Source organism: Enterococcus sp. HMSC078F03, from assembly GCF_001811595.1.
Taxonomy (GTDB): Bacteria; Bacillota; Bacilli; order Lactobacillales; family Enterococcaceae; genus Enterococcus; species Enterococcus faecalis.
In genome coordinates this window covers 167,750-188,526 of record NZ_KV805560.1, presented here as the reverse complement: position 1 = coordinate 188,526, position 20,777 = coordinate 167,750, and the positions used below count along the sequence as shown (strand labels likewise).

Here is a 20,777-nt window from a genome sequence, read left to right as displayed (position 1 = left end):
AGATTTCTAGGTCTAACTTTTGGGGGTCGGCTCAACTAGCCATTTTCTCTGGTGTTTTTTTTATTTATTTCAACGTAGTTATTCTGCGGCAGTTGCTAATTTTTTCGCAAATTCTTCTAAACGTTGGATGTCGTCTTCTTCAGCGGCTAAATCAACTTTAACGCTGTCGGCGCCTTTTTTTGCCCCAATTTGAGTAAAGACTGCTTCGAAGTCGTCCACCGATTTACAAAAATCATCATAAAACGTGTCTCCTGAACCACAAACGCCGAAGATTTTTCCTGATAAATCAATTTCTTGTAAGTCTTCATAAAAGTCGACAATTTCATCAGGTAAATCGCCATCGCCATACGTATATGTAGCTACTACACAGATATCGGCCTCTTCAAAATCAGCGGCATCGACTTGCGTACACTCATCAATTTCAACCTCTAATTCTAAATCTTCAAATGCTTCTGCAACAATGTCGGCAATTTCTTCTGTATTCCCAGTCATGCTTGCATACACAATTTTAGCTAACGTCATAAACTTTCTTCCCCCTCATACAATTCTGTCACTTATTATAGCAGATGCGCATTTCTTATAAAAGACTAGCGAGTGCTTTTATTAAGGGACTTTTTGAAAATTGGTGTTTGAACAATCTTTTTTGCAAAAAATGTGATAAAATAATTTGAATGAAACAAGTTTAGGAGAGATAGTATGATTACATTAAAATCACCACGAGAAATTGAAATGATGGATGAATCAGGGGAATTATTAGCGGATGTTCACCGTCATTTACGGACGTTTATTAAACCTGGCATTACAAGCTGGGATATTGAAGTATTTGTGAGAGCCTTTATTGAAAGTCATGGTGGCGTGGCGGCTCAAATTGGCTATGAAGGTTACAAATATGCTACTTGTTGTAGTATCAACGACGAAATCTGCCACGGATTTCCTCGTAAAAAAGTATTAAAAGATGGCGACCTAATCAAAGTAGATATGTGTGTCGACTTAAAGGGCGCAATCTCTGATTCATGCTGGTCTTATGTCGTGGGTGAATCAACACCTGAAATTGACCGCTTGATGGAAGTAACCAAAAAAGCGCTATATCTTGGAATTGACCAAGCACAAGTAGGAAATAGAATTGGCGACATTGGTCATGCAATTCAAACGTATGTAGAAGGAGAAGGCTATGGGGTTGTTCGCGACTTTGTAGGCCACGGCATTGGCCCAACTATTCATGAAAGTCCAATGATTCCTCACTATGGTGAAGCAGGTAAAGGACTACGTTTAAAAGAGGGAATGGTTATTACCATTGAGCCAATGGTTAACACAGGAACTTGGCGCATGAAAATGGACCCAAATGGTTGGACTGCTTATACTGAAGATGGCGGTCTAAGCTGTCAATATGAACATTCATTAGCGATTACGAAAGAAGGTCCAAGAATCTTAACGTCACAAGGCGAAGAATTGACTTATTAATAAGGAGAGTGTGTGATGAAGTTTCTCGACAACATCAAAAAGAATCAATCTTTGATGCGTTTTATTGAGACAACGCAAAGTCACATGGTCACAGCCGAAATAGGCAACAGCTCAGTGGTTGTTGCCTATTATTTATTACTCTCGCTGTTTCCATTACTGATTGCGGTAGGTAATGTCTTACCTTATTTAAGAATCGACCCTAATTCTGTGTTGCCTTATATTGCAGAGGCGATTCCGAAAGATGTTTATAAGAACTTAGAACCAGCGATTCGTTCACTACTGACTCAACGTTCAGGCGGGTTGCTTTCTGTTTCCGCTTTAGCAGCATTTTGGAGTGCCAGTCAAAGTATTAATGCACTACAAAACGCGATGAATAAAGCTTTTGGTGTCGAACAAAGGAAAAATTTTATTCTCGTAAGAGTGGTCTCATTTTTAGTTATTTTGTTATTTATGGTAGCGATTGTTGGTGTAGTAGTAATTTTAGGTCTGGGTCAGTACATTATTGAATTACTGCAACCAATTTTCCATTACTCAACGTCTGTGATCGATACTTTCCAAGCGTTAAAATGGCCGTTAACGACCGTTGTTTTATTAGTGATTATGTGTTTGATTTATGCGGTCGTTCCTAATCGGAAATTATCGTTACGTTCTATTTTGCCAGGGGCTATTTTTTCGACAGTCGGTTGGATGCTATTATCACAAATTTTTGGTTTGTACGTAAAATATTTTAGTTCTAGAATCGCAAGTTATCAAATCATCGGGAGTTTTATCATCTTGATGTTATGGCTGAATTTTGCTGCCACGATTATTATTTTAGGAGCAATTGTCAACGCTGTCGTCGATGAATACTTATCTGGAGATAAAGAAAAGAAACAACCAAGTTTTGAACAACGCTTGTTTAGATGGTTTAAAAAGAAAAATAAATAGATTTCTTTAAAAAAGTCTAAACCGTTGCCAGAACACATGTTTCAGCTTGTAAATGCTTCAGTTTACGGTATAATATACCCTGAACGAGAAGAAAGTGGGTTCGACTATGTCACTATTTATTTATGAAGTTTTAATACGTTTATTTATGACATTTATCTTATCTTTGCTATTAACACCACTTGTTAAGCTTCTAGCGTTTCGGATTGGCGCCTACGATGCACCAGGAGAGCGACGAATCAATACCAAAAATATGCCTACAGCAGGAGGACTTGCAATCTACATTGCTTTTGCTAGTTCATGTTTATTGATTTTTCGTTCGATTATCCCACAAGATTATATTTGGCCGATTATTTTGGCTGGTGGAATGGTTGTTTTGACAGGCCTCATTGATGATATTAAAGAGATTACTCCAATGAAAAAAACAATCGGTATTTTGTTAGCAGCATTAGTTATTTATTTTGTTGCTGGAATTCGGATAGATTTTGTGACGTTGCCAGTTGTTGGAATGATTGATTTGCGCTGGTTTAGTTTACCATTAACTTTATTGTGGATTTTAGCGATTACGAATGCAGTAAATTTAATTGATGGTTTGGATGGTTTAGCATCAGGCGTATCCATTATTGGATTAACCACGATTGGTATTACAGGGTATTTTTTCCTACATGCTAAAACGGTCTATATTCCAATTGTTATTTTTATTTTAGTTGCTAGCATTGCGGGATTTTTCCCATACAATTTTTATCCGGCTAAAATATTTCTAGGAGATACTGGGGCGTTATTCCTCGGGTTTATGATTGCAGTAATGTCGTTACAGGGCTTAAAAAATGCTACGTTTATTACGGTAATTACGCCAATGGTGATTTTAGGTGTGCCAATTACGGATACGGTTTATGCAATTATTCGACGGCTATTGAACAAGAAGCCCATTTCCTCAGCAGATAAAATGCATTTGCATCACCGCTTGTTATCTTTAGGTTTTACCCATAAAGGGGCGGTCATGACTATTTATGCGTTAGCGTTAGTTTTTTCCTTTGTTTCTTTATTGTTCAGCTATTCAAGTACAGTAGCATCAATTTTATTAATTGTCTTTTGTTTAATTGGCTTAGAATTATTTATTGAATTAATCGGTCTAGTTGGCGAAGGGCATCAACCGTTGATGTATTTGTTACGGATTTTAGGGAATCGTGAATATCGTCAGGAGCAAATGAAAAAGCGACTTGGCAAGCATTCTAAGAGAAAGTAAAGAAATCTTTAGGTTGCTTTGCGAGAGCGTGAACCTATGATATAATTCCATTAAACTTAAAAAAGTATATGTGTGAAACATATGCTTTTTTTTTAAGACGATGTTTCAGTAGTAAGGAGAAATGAGCATGCAAGAAATGGTAACAATCTCGATTGTCACTTATAATAGTCGTTACATTTTTAATGTATTAGACCAATTAAAAGCCGAACTAGGTACTAATAGTATCTATGATATTCATATCTATGACAATCATTCTGAAACAGCGTATCTTGAAAAATTAACAACATATGAACCATTTATTACTATCCATCGCGCTGAAGAAAATCAAGGGTTTGGTCATGGTCATAATCAAGTGTTATTCAATGCTTCGACAAAGTATGCAATTATTTTTAATCCCGATGTTTTGGTTACTAAAGACGTGCTTGATCGTCTATTAGACCGTATCAAAATAGATAAGAACATTGCAGTCGTTAGCCCTAAAGTGCTAAATGAAGATGGCACGACGCAATATTTAGTTCGTCAAAAATTAGATGTTTTCGATTATATGTTACGTTTTATTCCCTTTCAATTTGTAAAGAAAATTTTTGATAAACGTTTGAGTATTTATGAATGTCGCGATTTGTCGGATACAGAAACAACGGATATTAAAATGGGCTCAGGCTGTTTTATGTTGATTGATCGTGAAAAATTCGTTGAAATTGGTGGGTTCGATGAACGTTTCTTCATGTACTTTGAAGACAACGATTTATGTTTACGCTTTGGCAAAGCAGGCTATCGGATTCTCTATACGCCTTTTGAAACGGTTGTTCACATGTATGAAAAGGGCGCCCATAAAAGTCGAAAATTGTTTAAAATCTTTATGCAATCAATGGGGAAATTTTTTAACAAATGGGGCTGGAGGTTCTTTTAATGAGTCAAAGATTAGCGGTAGTCATCGTCTTATATCAAATGAAAATGGCTGATACGCCGAATTATTTGTTATTAAAAGAAGTGGTAAATCATCCCGAATTGCACTTATTTATTTATGACAACAGCCCACTTCCTCAAGAAGATGCATTATTTTTACAACAAAATGTTACTTATCGACATAATCCTGATAATCCAGGCCTAGCGACCGCTTATAATGAAGCGATTGCTTTTAGTCAAACGAATCAATGTGAATTATTGTTGCTCCTTGATCAAGACACAGAAGTACCAGCTTCTTATTTTGATACGTTGATCATCATGCCGTTAGATCCGACTGTGGCAGTCTATGTTCCAATTGTAGAAGCAAATGGACAACAAATTTCGCCAGTATATAGTGATCAATATGTTGGACTTAAAGGAGCAAAGCCAACAGCAGGGATAGCCAACCAACCGTTGATGGCTATCAATTCTGGTACAGTCATTACGGCAGAAACACTGCGCTGGTTGGAAGGATTTTCGGAAGAATTTCCTTTGGACTATTTAGATCATTGGTTCTTTTATCAATTGAATCAAGCCAATAAAAAGATTGAAGTCTTACCAATCCACCTAAAACAAGAATTGTCTGTTTTAGATTATCGTACAATGAGTCCTCAACGTTATCGCTCTATTATTGAAGCAGAAACGTTATTTTATCGTCGATATGATCAAGAAAAGTTTTCCCATCATCGACGCCATTTATTTTTACGCAGTAGTAAGCAATTTTTAACTGTCAAAAATCGCCAAATTTGGCGGCAAACATTGGCAGAATTTCTCAAGTTAATGAAAGGATAATCTATGATCTCAGTTTGTATTGCGACATATAATGGAGAAAAATATCTCGCGGAACAATTAGATAGTATTCTTTTACAAGTCAGTGAAGAAGATGAACTAATTATTTCAGATGATGGTTCTACTGATCATACGTTGGAAATTTTGAGGACGTATGCAGCGAATTATCCCCAAATTCAATTGTTACAAGGTCCAGGGCAAGGAGTGATTGCTAATTTTGCATTTGCGCTTACGCATACGAAAGGCGAAGTGATATTTTTAGCAGATCAAGATGATGTTTGGTTGCCAAATAAAGTAACGACGGTGACAGAATATTTTGAAGCGCACCCTGACATTCAAGTGGTTATTAGTGACTTGAAAATTGTTGATGCGGATTTACAAGTTACCAATCCCTCTTATTTTAAGTTCCGAAAAGTCAAACCAGGGTTTTGGCGAAATGCGATAAAAAGTGGCTATATTGGGGCAGGTATGGCCTTTCGTCAAGAGATGAAAAATGTCATTTTACCCATTCCGCCAGAAGTTCCTATGCATGATATGTGGATTGGCTTATTAGCTGCACGGAAGAAGCAAACGGGTCTCATTAAAGAACCATTAGTGCTTTACCGAAGACATGGAGCGAATGTCAGCCCTATTATTACCAAAACAAGTTTCCAACAAAAATTAAATTGGCGTGTGAATTTATTAAAAGCTTTACATCAGCGTTTAAAGGAACAACGCTAAACTTTTACAGATTTGTAAAATTTACGTAAAAAACATGACAAACCCTATGCTTAATGCGATAATAGGGAAGGATATTTGGTTTTATAGAAACTAAAAATAGAAGTATTTAAGGAGATTGTTCATGAAAGGAATTATTTTAGCAGGCGGAAGCGGGACACGCTTATATCCGTTAACAAAAGCAACATCAAAACAATTAATGCCAATTTACGACAAACCAATGATTTATTACCCAATGTCAACGTTAATGTTGGCGGGAATTAATGAAATTTTGATTATCTCTACACCAGAAGATACACCACGTTTTGAAAGCTTATTCGGCGATGGCCATGATTTAGGCATTCATATCGAATACGCGGTACAAGAAAGCCCAGATGGTTTGGCGCAAGCATTTATTATTGGTGAAGAATTTATTGGTGATGACAGTGTCTGCTTAGTTTTAGGGGACAATATTTATTATGGTGGCGGCTTATCAAAAATGTTGCAACGAGCGGCTTCTAAAGAGTCAGGGGCAACAGTCTTTGGTTACCATGTAAATGATCCAGAGCGTTTCGGCGTGGTAGAATTTGATGAAGAGATGCGGGCGCTTTCTATTGAAGAAAAACCAGCACAACCGAAGTCAAATTACGCAGTGACAGGTTTGTATTTTTACGACAATGAAGTGGTTGAAATTGCGAAAGGGATCAAACCGTCAGAACGTGGGGAATTAGAAATAACAGACGTTAATAAAGTCTACCTTGAAAAAAATAAACTTTCTGTTGAGGTAATGGGCCGTGGCTTTGCTTGGTTAGATACAGGCACACACGAATCCTTATTAGAAGCGTCAACATTTATTGAAACAATTGAAAAACGTCAAAATTTAAAAGTCGCTTGTTTGGAAGAAATTGCTTATCGAATGGGCTATATTACAAAAGAACAATTGGTAGAATTGGCACAACCATTGAAGAAAAATGGCTACGGCCAATACTTGCTACGTTTAGCAGCAGAATAGGAGCGAAGAAACGTGAAAGTTATTGATACAAAATTACAAGATGTCAAAATTATCGAAATGGATGTTTTCGGTGATCATCGTGGCTTTTTTACAGAAAGTTATTCCAAAGCTAAATTTGCAGAACATGGATTAGACTTTGATTTTGTCCAAGATAATCATTCATTATCAACAGAAGCAGGTGTCTTGCGTGGATTGCATTTTCAAAAAGGCGAAGCTGCGCAAACCAAACTAATTCGCGTTGTAACAGGTGCGGTATTAGATGTGATTGTTGATATTCGTAAAGGGAGTCCAACCTATGGTCAATGGGAAGGCTACATTTTATCAGAACATAATCACCGTCAGCTTTTAGTACCAAAAGGTTTTGCCCATGGTTTTGTCACTTTGACACCGAACGTGAACTTTATGTACAAGTGTGACAATTACTATAATGCGGCAGCAGACGGCGGTATTGCTTTTAACGATCCAGCGTTAGCTATTGATTGGCCAATTGCGCCAGAAAAAGCGATTACGTCAGAAAAGGATCAAAAACATCCAACCTTAAAAGAATTTGAAGCGGAAAATCCGTTTATCTATGGCGAAATTTAAGAAAAAAGTAGGAGAGTTTCAATTATGAAAAAAATCATCGTAACAGGTGGAGCTGGTTTTATCGGCTCAAATTTTGTTCATTATGTTGTAAAGAATCATCCAGAAGTTCATGTAACTGTATTAGATAAATTAACGTATGCAGGAAATGAAAAAAATCTTGAAGGTCTACCAAGTGATCGCGTGGAATTAGTCGTAGGAGATATCGCTGATGCTGAATTAGTTAATCGTTTAGTCGCTGAAACAGATGCGGTCGTTCACTATGCTGCTGAATCGCATAACGACAACTCATTAAACGACCCATTCCCATTTGTACAAACCAATCTGATTGGGACGTACACATTGATCGAAGCTTGCCGTAAAAACAATGTTCGTTACCACCATGTATCGACTGATGAAGTTTATGGCGATTTACCTTTAAGAGAAGATTTACCAGGACATGGAGAAGGCGAAGGGGAAAAATTCACTGCCGAAACGCCTTACAATCCTTCAAGTCCTTATTCTTCAACAAAAGCAGGCTCTGACTTGTTAGTCAAAGCGTGGGTTCGTTCTTTCAACTTACAAGCAACAATTTCAAATTGTTCAAATAACTATGGGCCATATCAACATATTGAAAAATTTATTCCTCGTCAAATTACCAATGTCTTAAGTGGCATTACACCAAAACTTTATGGTGCTGGTAAAAATGTTCGTGACTGGATTCATACAAACGACCATTCTTCGGCTGTTTGGGCAATTTTAACAAAAGGACAAATTGGCGAAACGTATTTAATTGGAGCCGATGGTGAAGAAGACAATAAAACAGTGATGGAATTAATTTTAGAATTAATGGGACAACCTGTTGATGCCTATGAGCATGTCAACGATCGTGCAGGACATGACTTACGTTATGCGATTGATTCAACCAGATTACGCGAAGAATTAGGTTGGGAACCAGAATTCACGAATTTCCGTGAAGGCTTGGCAGAAACAATCAAGTGGTATACAGAAAATGAAGACTGGTGGCGTGCAGATAAAGAAGCTGTTGAAGCAAAATATGCACAAAATGGTCAGTAATTTTTTCTGACATGTGAGATAACAGTCGAAAGGCGATGGCAAAGTACAAAAGTTACTTTGCCCTGCCTTTTTTTCAAGAAGGAGCGAAAAAAAATGATTTTAATTACTGGTGGAAATGGCCAATTGGGCACAGAATTACGTCACCTATTAGACGAACAAGGAATTGAGTATGTTTCAACGGATTCCACAGAATTAGATATTACTGATGCGGATAGTACGTTGGCAAAAGTGAAAGAAATTCAACCAAGCGTCATTTATCATTGTGCTGCTTATACAGCTGTTGATAAAGCAGAAGACGAAGGCAAGGAATTAGATGAAAAAGTGAATGTAGATGGCACACGTCATGTTGCAGAAGCTGCTAAAGCAGTGGGGGCGACACTTGTTTATGTAAGTACAGATTATATTTTTGATGGAACTAAAAAAGAAGGCGTCTATGCGATTGATGATCAACCGAATCCTTTAAATGAGTATGGTCGGACGAAGTTATTAGGTGAACAAGCGGTACAAGAAATCCTGGACGACTATTATATTATTCGAACATCATGGGTATTTGGCCAATACGGTCATAACTTTGTCTTTACCATGCAAAAATTAGCGGAAACAAGAGACCAACTAACGGTAGTGGACGATCAGTTTGGCCGCCCAACTTGGACAAGAACGTTAGCCGAATTTATGGCATTTGTTATTGCAGAAAAAGCACCATTTGGTGTTTATCATTTGTCTAATGAAAACAGCTGTAGCTGGTATCAGTTTGCTAAAGAAATTTTAAAAGATACTGAAGTGGAAGTACTGCCAGTGGATTCAACTCAATTTCCACAAAAGGCGCAAAGACCACAATATTCTGTCATGGATTTAAGTAAAACAGAAGCGTTAGGCTTTAAAATTCCTACTTGGCAAGAAGCCTTAGCACAAATGTTAGAAAATGTTCAACAATAAATTGTTTTGTGTAAGTGAGGGGTTTTGTTAGAGAAAAAGTGGAAAGGTGTTTCTCTTTATGAAGGTACTTTTAATCATTCCTGCTTACAATGAGGAAGAAAACATTTTGCGGACGATTGCTTCCATTGAAACATTTAAACAGGAAGTTACGCATTTTCAACATGAATTGGATTATGTGGTAATTAATGATGGCTCGACAGATGGAACCAAACAAATTTTAGAAGCCAACCAAATTAATGCCATTCATTTAGTGTTGAATTTAGGTATTGGCGGGGCGGTACAGACCGGCTATAAATATGCCTTAGAAAATGAGTATGATGTTGCGGTTCAGTTTGATGGTGATGGTCAACATGATATCAATAGTTTACCTATTTTACTGGAACCATTAGCAGAGGGTAAATGTGATTTTTCGATTGGCTCTCGTTTCATTCCTGGAAACGAAGCGTCTTTTCAAAGTACGAAAATGCGCCGTTTTGGTATTCGTTTGTTATCCTTTTGTATTCGAATGGCTTCTGGTAAAACAATTTATGATGTGACTTCTGGTTATCGAGCAGGAAATCGGAAAGTGATTGCTTTTTTTGCAAAGCGTTATCCGACAAATTATCCCGAGCCAGAATCGATTGTTCACTTAATTAAAAAACGCTTTGTGATTGTTGAAAGACCTGTCAATATGATGGAACGGCTTGGTGGTGTTTCTTCGATTCGTGCCTTGGCTTCTGTGAAGTATATGCTGGAAGTCGGCTCAGCAATTCTGATTGCTGCCTTTATGAAGGAGGGAGATTAATGCTACCAACCGTGTTATGGCTAGCTTTATTTTTATTTGCAATTGGCTTTTTCTTATACATTATTCGAGGGATTAATAAAAATATTTTTCTCCTAAAAAATGCTTTGATTTGGTTATTAATCTCAATTGTCTTAATTATTTTTGCTATTTTCCCGCATGTGGCAGAATGGTTAGCAATGGCCTTTGGGTTTGAAACAACATCAAACTTCTTATTATCAGCTGCGGTGATTGTCCTTTTAATTATGGAAATTAAAAATTCTGTGTTGATTTCAAAACACGAAAATCGCATTAAAACATTATTGCAGGAATTATCTATCATGAAATCTGAAGAAAATAAAAAAGATCGCTAATGTGTAGTGACCCTTAAAAGTTGGACCTGAAAGTCTAATTTTTAAGGGTCAGCTCAATGAATAGCGATCTTTTTTATTTAAGATTCATAATCACAATGCCGACAATAATAACCACAGCACCAATAAGGGCATTCGTTGTAATTGTCTCTTTTAGAATAAGATTTGAAGCAATTAAAATAGCGATGTTTGTACAGGCAACGCCTAAAGGAACAATGTAAGAAACATCGGAACGACTAATAATTAACATCCATAAAATAAAACTAATTAAATAACAAAATAAACCTAATAAAGATATAAGTGAGATATTCATTGAAAAGATTGTTTGTTGGAGTTGGATGTTCAAACTGCTAGAACCTAGTTTAAATAAGACCAGACCAGCAGAAGACAGAAATACGTAAATAATAAAAAGAACCATAATTTCCCTTCTCTCAAAAATAGTTTCCGTGCAAAAAATGCAAGACCTCCATTATTGTAGCATAATCTCCTAAAAATTGGACAAGATTTTTTAATATAGCGAAATCAGTTAAATTTTTCTTTATAAAAAGGGGTCTACTATTGAAAAGCTAGGCGTTTATCGATAAAATAGAAATGTTGTTTAAAATGGCATTTTTGTATTCAAAAATTTTAGATAAAAATAGTTTATTACGGAAGGAATAAGTATATGTTTAAAGAAACATTTTCAATTTTCAAGAATATTTTTCAGAACAAAAAATTGTTACTACAATTTTCATTTAATGATTTTAAGGCCAAGTATGCTGGTTCAGCACTAGGAATTGTCTGGGCGTTTTTAACGCCATTAGTAACTGTTTTGACGTATTGGTTTGTCTTTTCTGTAGGCCTTCGTTCTAGAGCAGGCGACAATATGCCGTTCATTGTCTATTTAGTAACAGGGATGGTACCTTGGTTCTTCTTTTCAGATTCGTTATTATCAGCCACGAATGTGTTTCGTGAATATAGTTATTTAGTTAAAAAAGTCGTGTTTAATGTACAAATTTTACCAACGTCTAAAATTTTATCGAACTTGTACACCCACTTGTTTTTCATTCTAATTGGTTTTGTAATTACTACAGCTAACGGTTATTACCCAAGTCTGTACAGTTTGCAATTAATTTACTACTTAGCTTGTTTATTAGTCTTTTTAACAGCAATTACGTGGATTACTGCTTCAACACAACCATTTTTACCTGATATTATGCAATTTATCAATATCATTATGCAAACAGTTATGTGGACATTGCCAATTTTATGGCAACCAACTGGAATGATTGCGACAATCTTAAAAATCAATCCATTATATTATATTGTTCAAGGATACCGCGAATCTTATTTAGGCGGTGCATGGTTCTGGGAACATTGGCAATATAGCTTATATTTCTGGGGAGTTACTATTGTTTTACTATTAATTGGCTCAACCGTGTTTAGACGCTTAAAACCACATTTTTCAGATGTACTATAAGGAGAGAACGACATGTCAGAATATGCAATCGATATCCAACATATTACCAAAACATACAACATGTATAAAAAGCCGTCCGATCGGTTTAAAGAAGCGCTTAGTCCAACTAAAAAATCTTACCACGATTTGTTTTATGCGTTAGACGATGTCACGATGCAAATTAAAAAAGGCGAGATGATTGGTTTTGTCGGCGAAAATGGCTCTGGGAAATCAACCATGTTAAAAATTATTACAGGAGTACTAACACCAACCTCCGGGTCCATGGTGATTAATGGGAAAATTTCAGCGTTGCTTGAATTAGGTTCAGGTTTTAACCCTGAATATTCAGGATATGAAAATATTTTCTTAAATGGAATGGTCTTGGGTTTTTCCCGAGAAGAGATGGAAGAGCGTGTCCAAGATGTCATTGATTTTGCTGACATCGGCGATCATTTGTATCAACCAGTTAAGACATACTCTAGTGGTATGTTTGTCCGCTTGGCTTTTGCGGTAGCTATTAACGTGGACCCAGATATTTTAATTGTCGATGAAGCGTTGGCTGTCGGGGATTTAGAGTTTCAATTAAAATGTATGGAAAAATTTACGGAAATTAAAAATTCTGGTAAAACAATTTTATTTGTTTCTCACGATGTAAACTCCATCCGTCGTTTTTGTGATAGAACTTTTTGGTTGCAACACGGGAAAGTCGTTGAATATGGAGATACGATGGACGTGACTACCAATTACGAAAACTTTTTGAAAAAGAAATCAATTAAAACAGTTGACCGCGAAGCGACCATGAAAGATGAAACCCCAACACCAGATATTATTGAGGTGGATCATGCGGAACTTTTAAATGCGGATTATGAACCATTAGAAATGGTAACGCAAGATGAAAAAGTGATTGTAAAAATTGAATATACTGTCAAAAATGACCAAATTAAGAAGCCTGTTTGTGGGGTCGCTATTCGAACAGTGGACAACCATTATGTCTGTGGCTTAAATACGTTATTAGATGGCGTGCAAATTCCTTGGAAAAAAGGACGGAATGTTTTTTATTTAGAATATGAAAAAATGTCATTATTAACAGGTGAATATTATTTTGATATTGCTTTCTTTGAGGAACATGCAACAGTCCCATTAGTCTACAAAACAAAATACGTGACGATGTTTATTACCGGTCGTTATGCCGGAGAAGGAATTGTCATCTTAGATCATAAATGGAAGGATACGACAAAAGATGAAGTATGATTTTGAAATGGAAACAGACGAGAGTACCAGTGTTGGGAAAATCGTAGCACAAATCAAAGAAAATAGTGATGTCTTGGAATTTGGTCCAGGTAATGGGCGAATGACTAGCTATTTGATGGAAGAAAAAAAGTGCCAGGTCTCAATTGTTGAATTAGACAAAGAACTTTATGATCATGTCAGTCAATTTTCAACAGATGCCTTTTATGGCAATATTGATGAAAATGATTGGGTCGAATACTTTGCTGGTAAGACGTTTGATTATATCGTTTTTGCGGATGTGTTGGAACATTTAATGAATCCTCAAAGCGCCTTAGCAAAAGTTAAACCATTTTTAAAACCAGGCGGTCAAATCTTAATCACTTTCCCTAATTTGGCGCATAATTCGGTCTTAATTGATTTATTTAATAATCGTTTAACGTGGAATGAAACTGGGCTGTTGGATGCTACGCATAAATCATTCTATTTACAAGAAGGATTTGAAAAAGTTTTTGCAGAAGTTGGTTTATACATTGCCAAAGAAGATTTTACATTTAATCAAGTTGGCTACAACGAAATTCCTACGACATATGAAGCGTTACCTGTAGAAGTACAAGCAGCTTTTAAAGCGCGTCCCTTTGGTGAAGTGTATCAGTACTTTTTTGCCTTGACTGCTGAACCAGTAGAACAGCCAGAGCGAGTGACACCAGTAAATTCATACAATGAAAAAAACGTTCATATTTTAATTAATTGCGGCGAAGAAAAAGAGACTGAGTTGGATCAACCAGTTGATTTACAAAAACCTGAAACAAAACAGTTCCAACTGAAGATACCAGAAGACGTCCAACTGATAAAATTATTCCCAAGTTTAACGGGGGCAATTGTCAAATTATCCATGACGATAGACGGCGAGACAGTCCCAGTCGCAGCCACGAATGCTTTTCTGGTACAAGAGAATATCTATTATTTCTTAGATACGCAAGTCCCTGTAATCGAAGTAACCGATGCACAAATGGCAGGCAAAGACCTGACAGTAGCCATTGATTATTTCTTTGAAGGCAACTATTCAGAACGTGAAAATACCTTTATTCATGCACTGTTAGATGAAAGAAATCAATTTTTAGAAGAAATGAATAAACAGACGGAGACTGCCCCTATGCCTACTGGAAAATATAAACGAATCACGTTAACTAAATTTGATAAAATGATTAACTTAACCATCAATGATATTGCTCGCGATGTAGAAAATAACGTTTCTGTTATCAGAGGGTGGGCGTATGACAAACAAACAAATTATCCGCTAAGATTCAGTATTGCAGAAGCTAGTGAATCAGTCACTTATACGGTGGAAACAGAATATCGTCGGGATGTTATTGATATGTTTGAATTAGAAGGCGATCAAGATTATGGTTTTGTCATTACGATTAAAGATCCAGAAGATTTACCAGCCTACACGTTAAACATTGACACCAAATCAGGCCAGAAGGTTCAATACGTGGTGGAGCGTCCAAACATGGTTCAACCGGGCACGAAATTTGATCGAGCATGGCGTTCGATTCAGACACGTGGTTTGATGGGCTCAGTGAAGTGGTACTTTAAACGACAAGAAAAAGCAGAATCCCCTGTTGACGTGGAGGCAGTTTTAGCGGAAATTAAAACGTTCCAATTTCAGCCTAAAATTTCTGTCGCTGTGCCTGTTTATAATGTCGAAGAAAAATGGCTTGCAGCGTGCGTTTCTTCTTTACAAAATCAGTACTATGAAAATTGGGAGTTATGTTTAGCAGATGATGCATCGCCAAGCGAACATATTAAGCCCATGCTAGAAAAATATAAAGAACTAGATCAACGAATCAAAGTTATTTATCGCGAAGAAAACGGACATATTTCAGAAGCAACTAACTCAGCTTTGTCGATTGCTACTGGCGATTTTGTTGGTTTCATGGATAACGATGATGAATTAGCGCCACAAGCATTATATGAAGTGGTCAAAGCTTTAAATACAGACCCAACGATTGATTTTCTTTATACTGATGAAGATAAAATTACAGAAAATGGTCGTCGCTTCAACGCGTTTTACAAATCGGACTGGAATCCAGAACTGATTTTAAACCATAATTACATTACACACTTTGTTGTTGTGAAACGTGATTTATTAGAAAAAGTAGGCGGATTGAACTCAGCATATAACGGCGCTCAAGACTATGATTTCGTATTACGAGCAACGGAACAAGCAACGAAAATCAAGCATATTCCTGGTATGATGTATCATTGGCGTGCCATTGAATCATCGACTGCTCTAAACCCTGAAAGCAAAGGTTACGCCTATGTAGCTGGTCAAAAAGCGGTCCAAGCGGCAACGGAACGCCGTGGCTTAAAAGCACAAGTAGAGATTGCCGAATTTTATGGTTCCTATAAAATTAACTATCTTTATGATCATGTGCCGATGGTATCATTGATTATTACGAATGATACAGAGAATATGAGTAGCTACTTACGTCAATTATTAGAAAAAACTGCCTATACAAATTATGAAATTCTATTGCCTGCACGCTTCGAGAATCAAATAAATATCCAAAATGACCGTCTTCGTTATGTTTCAACAGAAACACGTCATGGCATGATTCAAGCTGCTAAGGGAGAATATGTGGCTTTATTAAATGCTGGATTGGTACCAACGAAAAATGATTGGTTAAAAGAGTTAATGAACATTGGTCAACAAGAGACCTCTGGTTTAGTGACTGGCCGCGTAGTTGACGCACGCTATCGTGTGGAAACAGTAGGAGTATCAGTTGATACAGACAAAGGTCGATTACTTTATCCCGAAAAAGGCACCCCTGGTAAAAGCTTAGGTTACTATTACAGAATTGCTTTACCAAGAAATATTCAAGCAGCAACTGAAGACTGCTTACTATTCAACAAACAACTTTACCTAAATTTAGAAGGAATTAACGAAAACTTAGGAAAAGAATGGATGGGTGTCGATTTATCGTTACAATTTGCTAGCGCTGGTAAACGAAATGTATATGTGTCCTATGCAATTTTGAAAGCAGACGAAAAAATGCAAAACCATGATAAAAAAGGATCTTATAAAGAACTTGCGGAAAAATGGACCGCGGAAGCTTTAGTTGATCCCTACCGAAATCCGAAACATCTATAAGGAGAATGCACATGAATGAAGACATTAAGGTGATCTTTGATAGTATCTATCGCGACAAAGCAACAAATAATTTAACCATTACAGGTTGGGCGTTGGATACAATCACTAAAGAAAGCCCAACTTTCACAATTAATAATGAAAACCAAGTGTCCACTTATAACATTCAGCGCGTTTTACGTGAAGATGTTAATCAAATTTATCAAACAGAGCCTGCGATTGAAGCTGGCTTTGTTGTTACACTTGAAGGAATTAAACAAAAAAAAGTACTCCCTTTTCATTTTCAATCATCAGCACATGTTGTAACGGTGGATTTTCCCTTGAATAAAAAATATCCAGTGATTCCAGGGACAGAAGATAAAGTAACTCGTCTTTGGATAAAAGCCAAAAAAGGATTTAAGTATATGGCTAAAAATGGTATTTCTCATACCATTCAACGAGCGAAAATTGAGAAACTAAGAAATCAAGCTTCGTATCCTAACTGGTTAGCTAGAAATGAAGTACTAGACATAGAAGCGATGACGCAAGAAATCGCAACATTTCATTATCAACCTAAAATTTCCATTGCGATGCCAGTGTATAATGTTGAAGAAAAATGGCTTCGGTTGTGCATTGATTCTATTTTGAATCAAGTCTATACTAATTGGGAATTATGTATGGCCGATGACGCCTCAACAGATTCCAATGTCAAAAAGATTTTAACAGAGTACCAGCAATTGGATGAGCGAATTCGGGTCGTCTTTCGTGAACAAAATGGTCATATTTCCGAAGCAACCAACTCTGCTTTAGCGATTGCTACCGGAGAATTTGTCGCCTTACTAGACAACGATGATGAATTAGCGATCAATGCTTTTTATGAAGTGGTTAAAGTGCTTAATGAAAACCCAGAACTGGATTTAATTTATAGTGATGAAGATAAGATTGACATGGATGGAAATCGTTCTGATCCAGCCTTTAAACCAGATTGGTCACCTGATTTACTTTTAGGAACCAATTACATTTCGCATTTAGGCGTGTATCGTCGGAGTATTCTAGAAGAAATTGGTGGCTTTCGAAAAGGTTACGAAGGTTCTCAAGACTACGATTTAGTCTTAAGATTTACTGAAAAAACGACAAAAGAACGCATCAAACATATTCCAAAAGTTCTTTACTATTGGCGGATGCTACCGACCTCAACAGCAGTGGACCAGGGTTCCAAAGGTTATGCTTTTGAAGCGGGACTAAGAGCCGTGCAAGATGCGCTTGTTCGTCGAGAAATTAATGGCCATGCAACGCATGGGGCGGCGAATGGCTTATACGATGTTTATTATGACATTGAATCTGAAAAGTTAGTCTCAATTATTATTCCAACTAAAAATGGCTATAAAGACGTACAACGTTGTGTTTCATCGATTATTGAAAAAACAACCTACCAAAATTACGAGATTATTATGGCTGACAATGGAAGTACAGATCCAAAAATGCACGAATTATATGCAGAATTTGAAAAACAATTGCCTGGCCGCTTTTTCGTTGAATCAATCGATATTCCATTCAATTTCTCAACTATTAACAATCGTGCAGCGAAAAAAGCGCACGGAGAGTATTTGTTATTTTTAAATAATGATACCGAAGTGATTACAGAGAATTGGTTAACTTTGATGGTTTCATTTGCTCAGCAAGAACGGATTGGCTGTGTAGGTGCGAAATTATTGTATCCAAATAATACGGTTCAACATGCAGGTGTTATTTTAGGATTAGGTGGTGTCGCTGGGCATGGCCATTATGGGTATCCCCATGGTGACTTAGGCTATTTTGGCCGGTTAGCTATTAATGTCAATTATTCAGCAGTAACTGCCGCATGCTTACTTATGAAAAAAGCAGATTTTGATGCAGTTGGTGGTTTTGAAGAAGCGTTTACCGTAGCTTTCAATGATGTTGATTTATGCCTGAAAGTCCAAGCTTTAGGACGTGACAATGTTTGGCTTCATGAAGCAGAGCTTTATCATTTTGAATCTCAAACTCGTGGATATGATGATAAAGGCAAAAAGAAAAAACGTTTTGAACAAGAAAAAGTGATGATGGAAGAAAAATGGGGACCTTTAATTGAAAATGATCCATTTTATAATCCTAATCTGACAAGGGATATTCCCAACTTTTCATTACGAATTGACTAGATGCAATTGCGGATGACGAAATGGAGCGAAAAGATGGAACAACAACTAACTACAAGAAAAGAAAAACAACCATTAAGCAACCAAGCTGAGCAGAGCGCTCGCTTGGTTGATCATTTGTTACGCTGGCGCTATCTGCTAGCGGCAGTCATTTTTATTTTACTGGTCGCCTTTAAAGTCCATGGGAGTTCATTAAACATGTGGGATGCGTATGTTTCTGAATATGCGGATGGACAAAAAAGTTCATTAATTGCTGGTGAACCAAGAGGTGTTCGTTCGGATGAATGGCTCGTTCAAACCCCATTTAGTCTCTCTCAAACACAAACGGGTTTGAAAACACATAATGATGTGATTACGTTAAATGGGCAAGACATGGTGGTAGGCTATAATTCGCCAGCGTGGAATTTGGCCACGTTAGCGAAACCTTTTACGTGGGGCTACGTGCTGCTGGGTAAAGAATATGGATTATCTTGGTATTGGAATCTTAAATTAATTGGTTTGATTTTATTCTCTTTTGAAATTGGTTTGATCGTCACGCGGCGGAATAAATATTTAGCTTTGTTAGCAAGTGTTTGGATTCCGTTTTCTTCGGCCCTTCAATGGTGGTTTGTCTCGCCAGTTGGAGATTTAGTATTTTTTGGCTTAGGTTTTTTAGTGGGAATTTATAATTATTTCTATTATCATAGTAGTGTTCGACGTCGTGTCATTTGTGCGATAACGGCTGTTATTATGGCCTCAGGATTTGTTTTAGTTATTTATCCTGCGTTACAAGTACCACTTGGTTATTTGATTTTATTATTTTTAATTTTATTCTTTTTAGAGTTTCGTAAAAAAATTAAGTTGGATAAGTGGGATGGGGTCCTGATAGGTGGGGCACTCTTGATGACGGCGATTATTGTTGGCGGATCGCTATATGGCTCATTGGATTCCTTAAAAGCAGTAATGGATACCGCTTATCCAGGAAAACGGGTAAGTTTAGGTGGCGATATACCCAAACGAGATATTTTGTTATTTTTAACAAACTGGAAATTACCGTTTCAAGACGTTCCATATTCCAATAATTCGGAAATCAGTAGTTTTTATCATTTATTTTTTGTTATTTTGCCGCTCTCACCATTTATTTTTTATAAAAAAATAAAAGAAAACATTTACGGTTTTGTCTTATTCGTGTATTGTTTATTTAACTTAGTTTGGATGAGCGTTCAATTTCCAACAATTTTTGCTAAGTTGACATTGTGGTCTTATGTGCCAGAACAACGGGCGATGTTATCCTTTGGGTTTGCCGCTGTGTTGTTGAGTTTATGGTTCATCGATTATTTATGGAATCGTCAAGCAAAAATTCCAATGATGGCCTGGTTAGGGGCGCTAGGATTAAATGTTGTTCTGTATTTCTTTGTTTTATATACGGGCAATTTACGGTTATACGTTACACGAATGGACATCATTGGTGTCTTGGTTGTCGCTACCGTTTTAATTGTTGCTTTATTTAAACGTTGGCGCACGTTATTTGTCCTTGTCTTATTAGGAATCATTATGGTTTCTGGAGCCTTTGTAAATCCAATTTCTCGTGGCGTTTCTGCTGTCTATGGAAAAAAATTAGCGGTAGAAGTGGAAGAAATTAACAAAAAAGACCCCAACCAATTGTGGGTGGGCGAACGCTTGATGTATGGCTATTTGCCAATGTTAGGTGTGCATACCTTTAACGGTGTCGCTTTTACACCTGACTTAGAGGCTTGGAAACCATTAGATCCAAAAGGAAAAGACACATTTATTTATAATCGCTATGCGCACATCAATGTTGAAGTAGGAAATCAGACTCCTGTTTTAGAGTTGATGCAAAAAGACGCGATTATTGCTCGTTTATCTCCAGAAAAATTAAAAGAATATGGGATTAAATATGCGGTCGTTTATAAACCATTAGAACCGTTAGACACACCAACGATTCATTTTGAAAAATTATATGGACCTGATCAGAACGGGGCATATATTTATCGAATAAACGACTAGTGATTCATTCATGGAATGAG

Annotated in this window: 19 protein-coding genes; 17 read left to right on the top strand and 2 right to left on the bottom strand. The window is 36.8% G+C overall.

Annotated features, from left to right (window positions below):
- Positions 1–78 precede the first annotated feature (78 nt).
- Positions 79–522 (bottom strand): flavodoxin, encoded by a 444-nt coding sequence (locus HMPREF2810_RS08205; protein ID WP_002356885.1) that lies wholly within the window; start codon positions 520–522, stop codon positions 79–81.
- A 174-nt stretch (positions 523–696) separates the two neighbouring features.
- On the opposite strand from HMPREF2810_RS08205, the gene map reads away from it, so the two are divergent.
- The 12 genes from map (at position 697) to HMPREF2810_RS08145 (ending at position 10,781) form a co-directional block, all read left to right on the top strand.
- Positions 697–1,461: a type I methionyl aminopeptidase gene (gene map, locus HMPREF2810_RS08200; protein ID WP_002384296.1), complete on the top strand. Its 765-nt coding sequence runs from the start codon at positions 697–699 to the stop codon at positions 1,459–1,461.
- A gap of 15 nt (positions 1,462–1,476) precedes the next feature.
- The gene (locus HMPREF2810_RS08195; protein WP_002384297.1) at positions 1,477–2,388 is read left to right on the top strand and encodes a YihY/virulence factor BrkB family protein; all 912 of its coding nucleotides are present in this window, start codon (positions 1,477–1,479) and stop codon (positions 2,386–2,388) included.
- A gap of 106 nt (positions 2,389–2,494) precedes the next feature.
- Complete coding sequence (locus HMPREF2810_RS08190; protein WP_002366956.1) at positions 2,495–3,631, top strand: MraY family glycosyltransferase; 1,137 nt, start codon at positions 2,495–2,497, stop codon at positions 3,629–3,631.
- A 121-nt stretch (positions 3,632–3,752) separates the two neighbouring features.
- Positions 3,753–4,541 carry a glycosyltransferase family 2 protein gene (locus tag HMPREF2810_RS08185; RefSeq protein WP_002419750.1) on the top strand — a complete coding sequence of 263 codons (789 nt, stop codon included), beginning with the start codon at positions 3,753–3,755 and terminating at the stop codon, positions 4,539–4,541.
- Positions 4,541–5,368, top strand: a complete 828-nt coding sequence (locus HMPREF2810_RS08180; RefSeq protein ID WP_002376950.1) for a glycosyltransferase — start codon at positions 4,541–4,543, stop codon at positions 5,366–5,368. The genes HMPREF2810_RS08185 and HMPREF2810_RS08180 overlap by 1 nt, the downstream gene beginning before the upstream one ends.
- Before the next feature lie 3 nt (positions 5,369–5,371).
- Positions 5,372–6,085, top strand: a complete 714-nt coding sequence (locus HMPREF2810_RS08175; protein WP_002384299.1) for a glycosyltransferase family 2 protein — start codon at positions 5,372–5,374, stop codon at positions 6,083–6,085.
- A gap of 121 nt (positions 6,086–6,206) precedes the next feature.
- A complete protein-coding gene (gene rfbA, locus HMPREF2810_RS08170; RefSeq protein ID WP_002364387.1) occupies positions 6,207–7,073 on the top strand; it encodes a glucose-1-phosphate thymidylyltransferase RfbA in 867 nt (288 codons plus the stop codon).
- A 12-nt stretch (positions 7,074–7,085) separates the two neighbouring features.
- The gene (gene rfbC / locus HMPREF2810_RS08165) at positions 7,086–7,658 is read left to right on the top strand and encodes a dTDP-4-dehydrorhamnose 3,5-epimerase (RefSeq protein WP_002356893.1); all 573 of its coding nucleotides are present in this window, start codon (positions 7,086–7,088) and stop codon (positions 7,656–7,658) included.
- 24 nt (positions 7,659–7,682) lie between these two features.
- Positions 7,683–8,711, top strand: a complete 1,029-nt coding sequence (gene rfbB / locus HMPREF2810_RS08160) for a dTDP-glucose 4,6-dehydratase (RefSeq protein ID WP_002359895.1) — start codon at positions 7,683–7,685, stop codon at positions 8,709–8,711.
- A 93-nt stretch (positions 8,712–8,804) separates the two neighbouring features.
- Positions 8,805–9,647 carry a dTDP-4-dehydrorhamnose reductase gene (rfbD, locus tag HMPREF2810_RS08155; protein WP_002356895.1) on the top strand — a complete coding sequence of 281 codons (843 nt, stop codon included), beginning with the start codon at positions 8,805–8,807 and terminating at the stop codon, positions 9,645–9,647.
- Between the two features lie 58 nt (positions 9,648–9,705).
- Positions 9,706–10,431, top strand: coding sequence for a glycosyltransferase family 2 protein (locus HMPREF2810_RS08150; protein ID WP_002379615.1), 726 nt, complete (start codon positions 9,706–9,708; stop codon positions 10,429–10,431).
- Positions 10,431–10,781, top strand: coding sequence for a DUF2304 domain-containing protein (locus HMPREF2810_RS08145; protein WP_002356898.1), 351 nt, complete (start codon positions 10,431–10,433; stop codon positions 10,779–10,781). Before HMPREF2810_RS08150 ends, HMPREF2810_RS08145 begins: the two co-directional genes overlap by 1 nt.
- Positions 10,782–10,854: 73 nt before the next feature.
- On the opposite strand, the gene HMPREF2810_RS08140 is transcribed toward HMPREF2810_RS08145, so the two are convergent.
- The gene (locus HMPREF2810_RS08140) at positions 10,855–11,196 is read right to left on the bottom strand and encodes an EamA family transporter (RefSeq protein ID WP_002356899.1); all 342 of its coding nucleotides are present in this window, start codon (positions 11,194–11,196) and stop codon (positions 10,855–10,857) included.
- A 246-nt stretch (positions 11,197–11,442) separates the two neighbouring features.
- Here HMPREF2810_RS08140 and HMPREF2810_RS08135 point away from each other — a divergent pair, with 246 nt between their 5' ends.
- From HMPREF2810_RS08135 to HMPREF2810_RS08115, 5 genes are read left to right on the top strand one after another with little or no spacing between them, the layout of a single operon-like run.
- On the top strand, positions 11,443–12,237 hold the full coding sequence (locus tag HMPREF2810_RS08135; RefSeq protein ID WP_002356900.1) for an ABC transporter permease: 795 nt from the start codon (positions 11,443–11,445) through the stop codon (positions 12,235–12,237).
- 12 nt (positions 12,238–12,249) lie between these two features.
- Complete coding sequence (locus HMPREF2810_RS08130) at positions 12,250–13,467, top strand: ABC transporter ATP-binding protein (protein WP_002356901.1); 1,218 nt, start codon at positions 12,250–12,252, stop codon at positions 13,465–13,467.
- Positions 13,457–16,600, top strand: a complete 3,144-nt coding sequence (locus tag HMPREF2810_RS08125) for a glycosyltransferase (protein ID WP_070635600.1) — start codon at positions 13,457–13,459, stop codon at positions 16,598–16,600. The genes HMPREF2810_RS08130 and HMPREF2810_RS08125 overlap by 11 nt, the downstream gene beginning before the upstream one ends.
- 11 nt (positions 16,601–16,611) lie before the next feature.
- A complete protein-coding gene (locus tag HMPREF2810_RS08120) occupies positions 16,612–18,753 on the top strand; it encodes a glycosyltransferase family 2 protein (protein WP_010715341.1) in 2,142 nt (713 codons plus the stop codon).
- The gene (locus tag HMPREF2810_RS08115; RefSeq protein ID WP_002425975.1) at positions 18,754–20,757 is read left to right on the top strand and encodes a DUF7657 domain-containing protein; all 2,004 of its coding nucleotides are present in this window, start codon (positions 18,754–18,756) and stop codon (positions 20,755–20,757) included.
- The last annotated feature ends 20 nt before the right edge of the window (positions 20,758–20,777 follow it).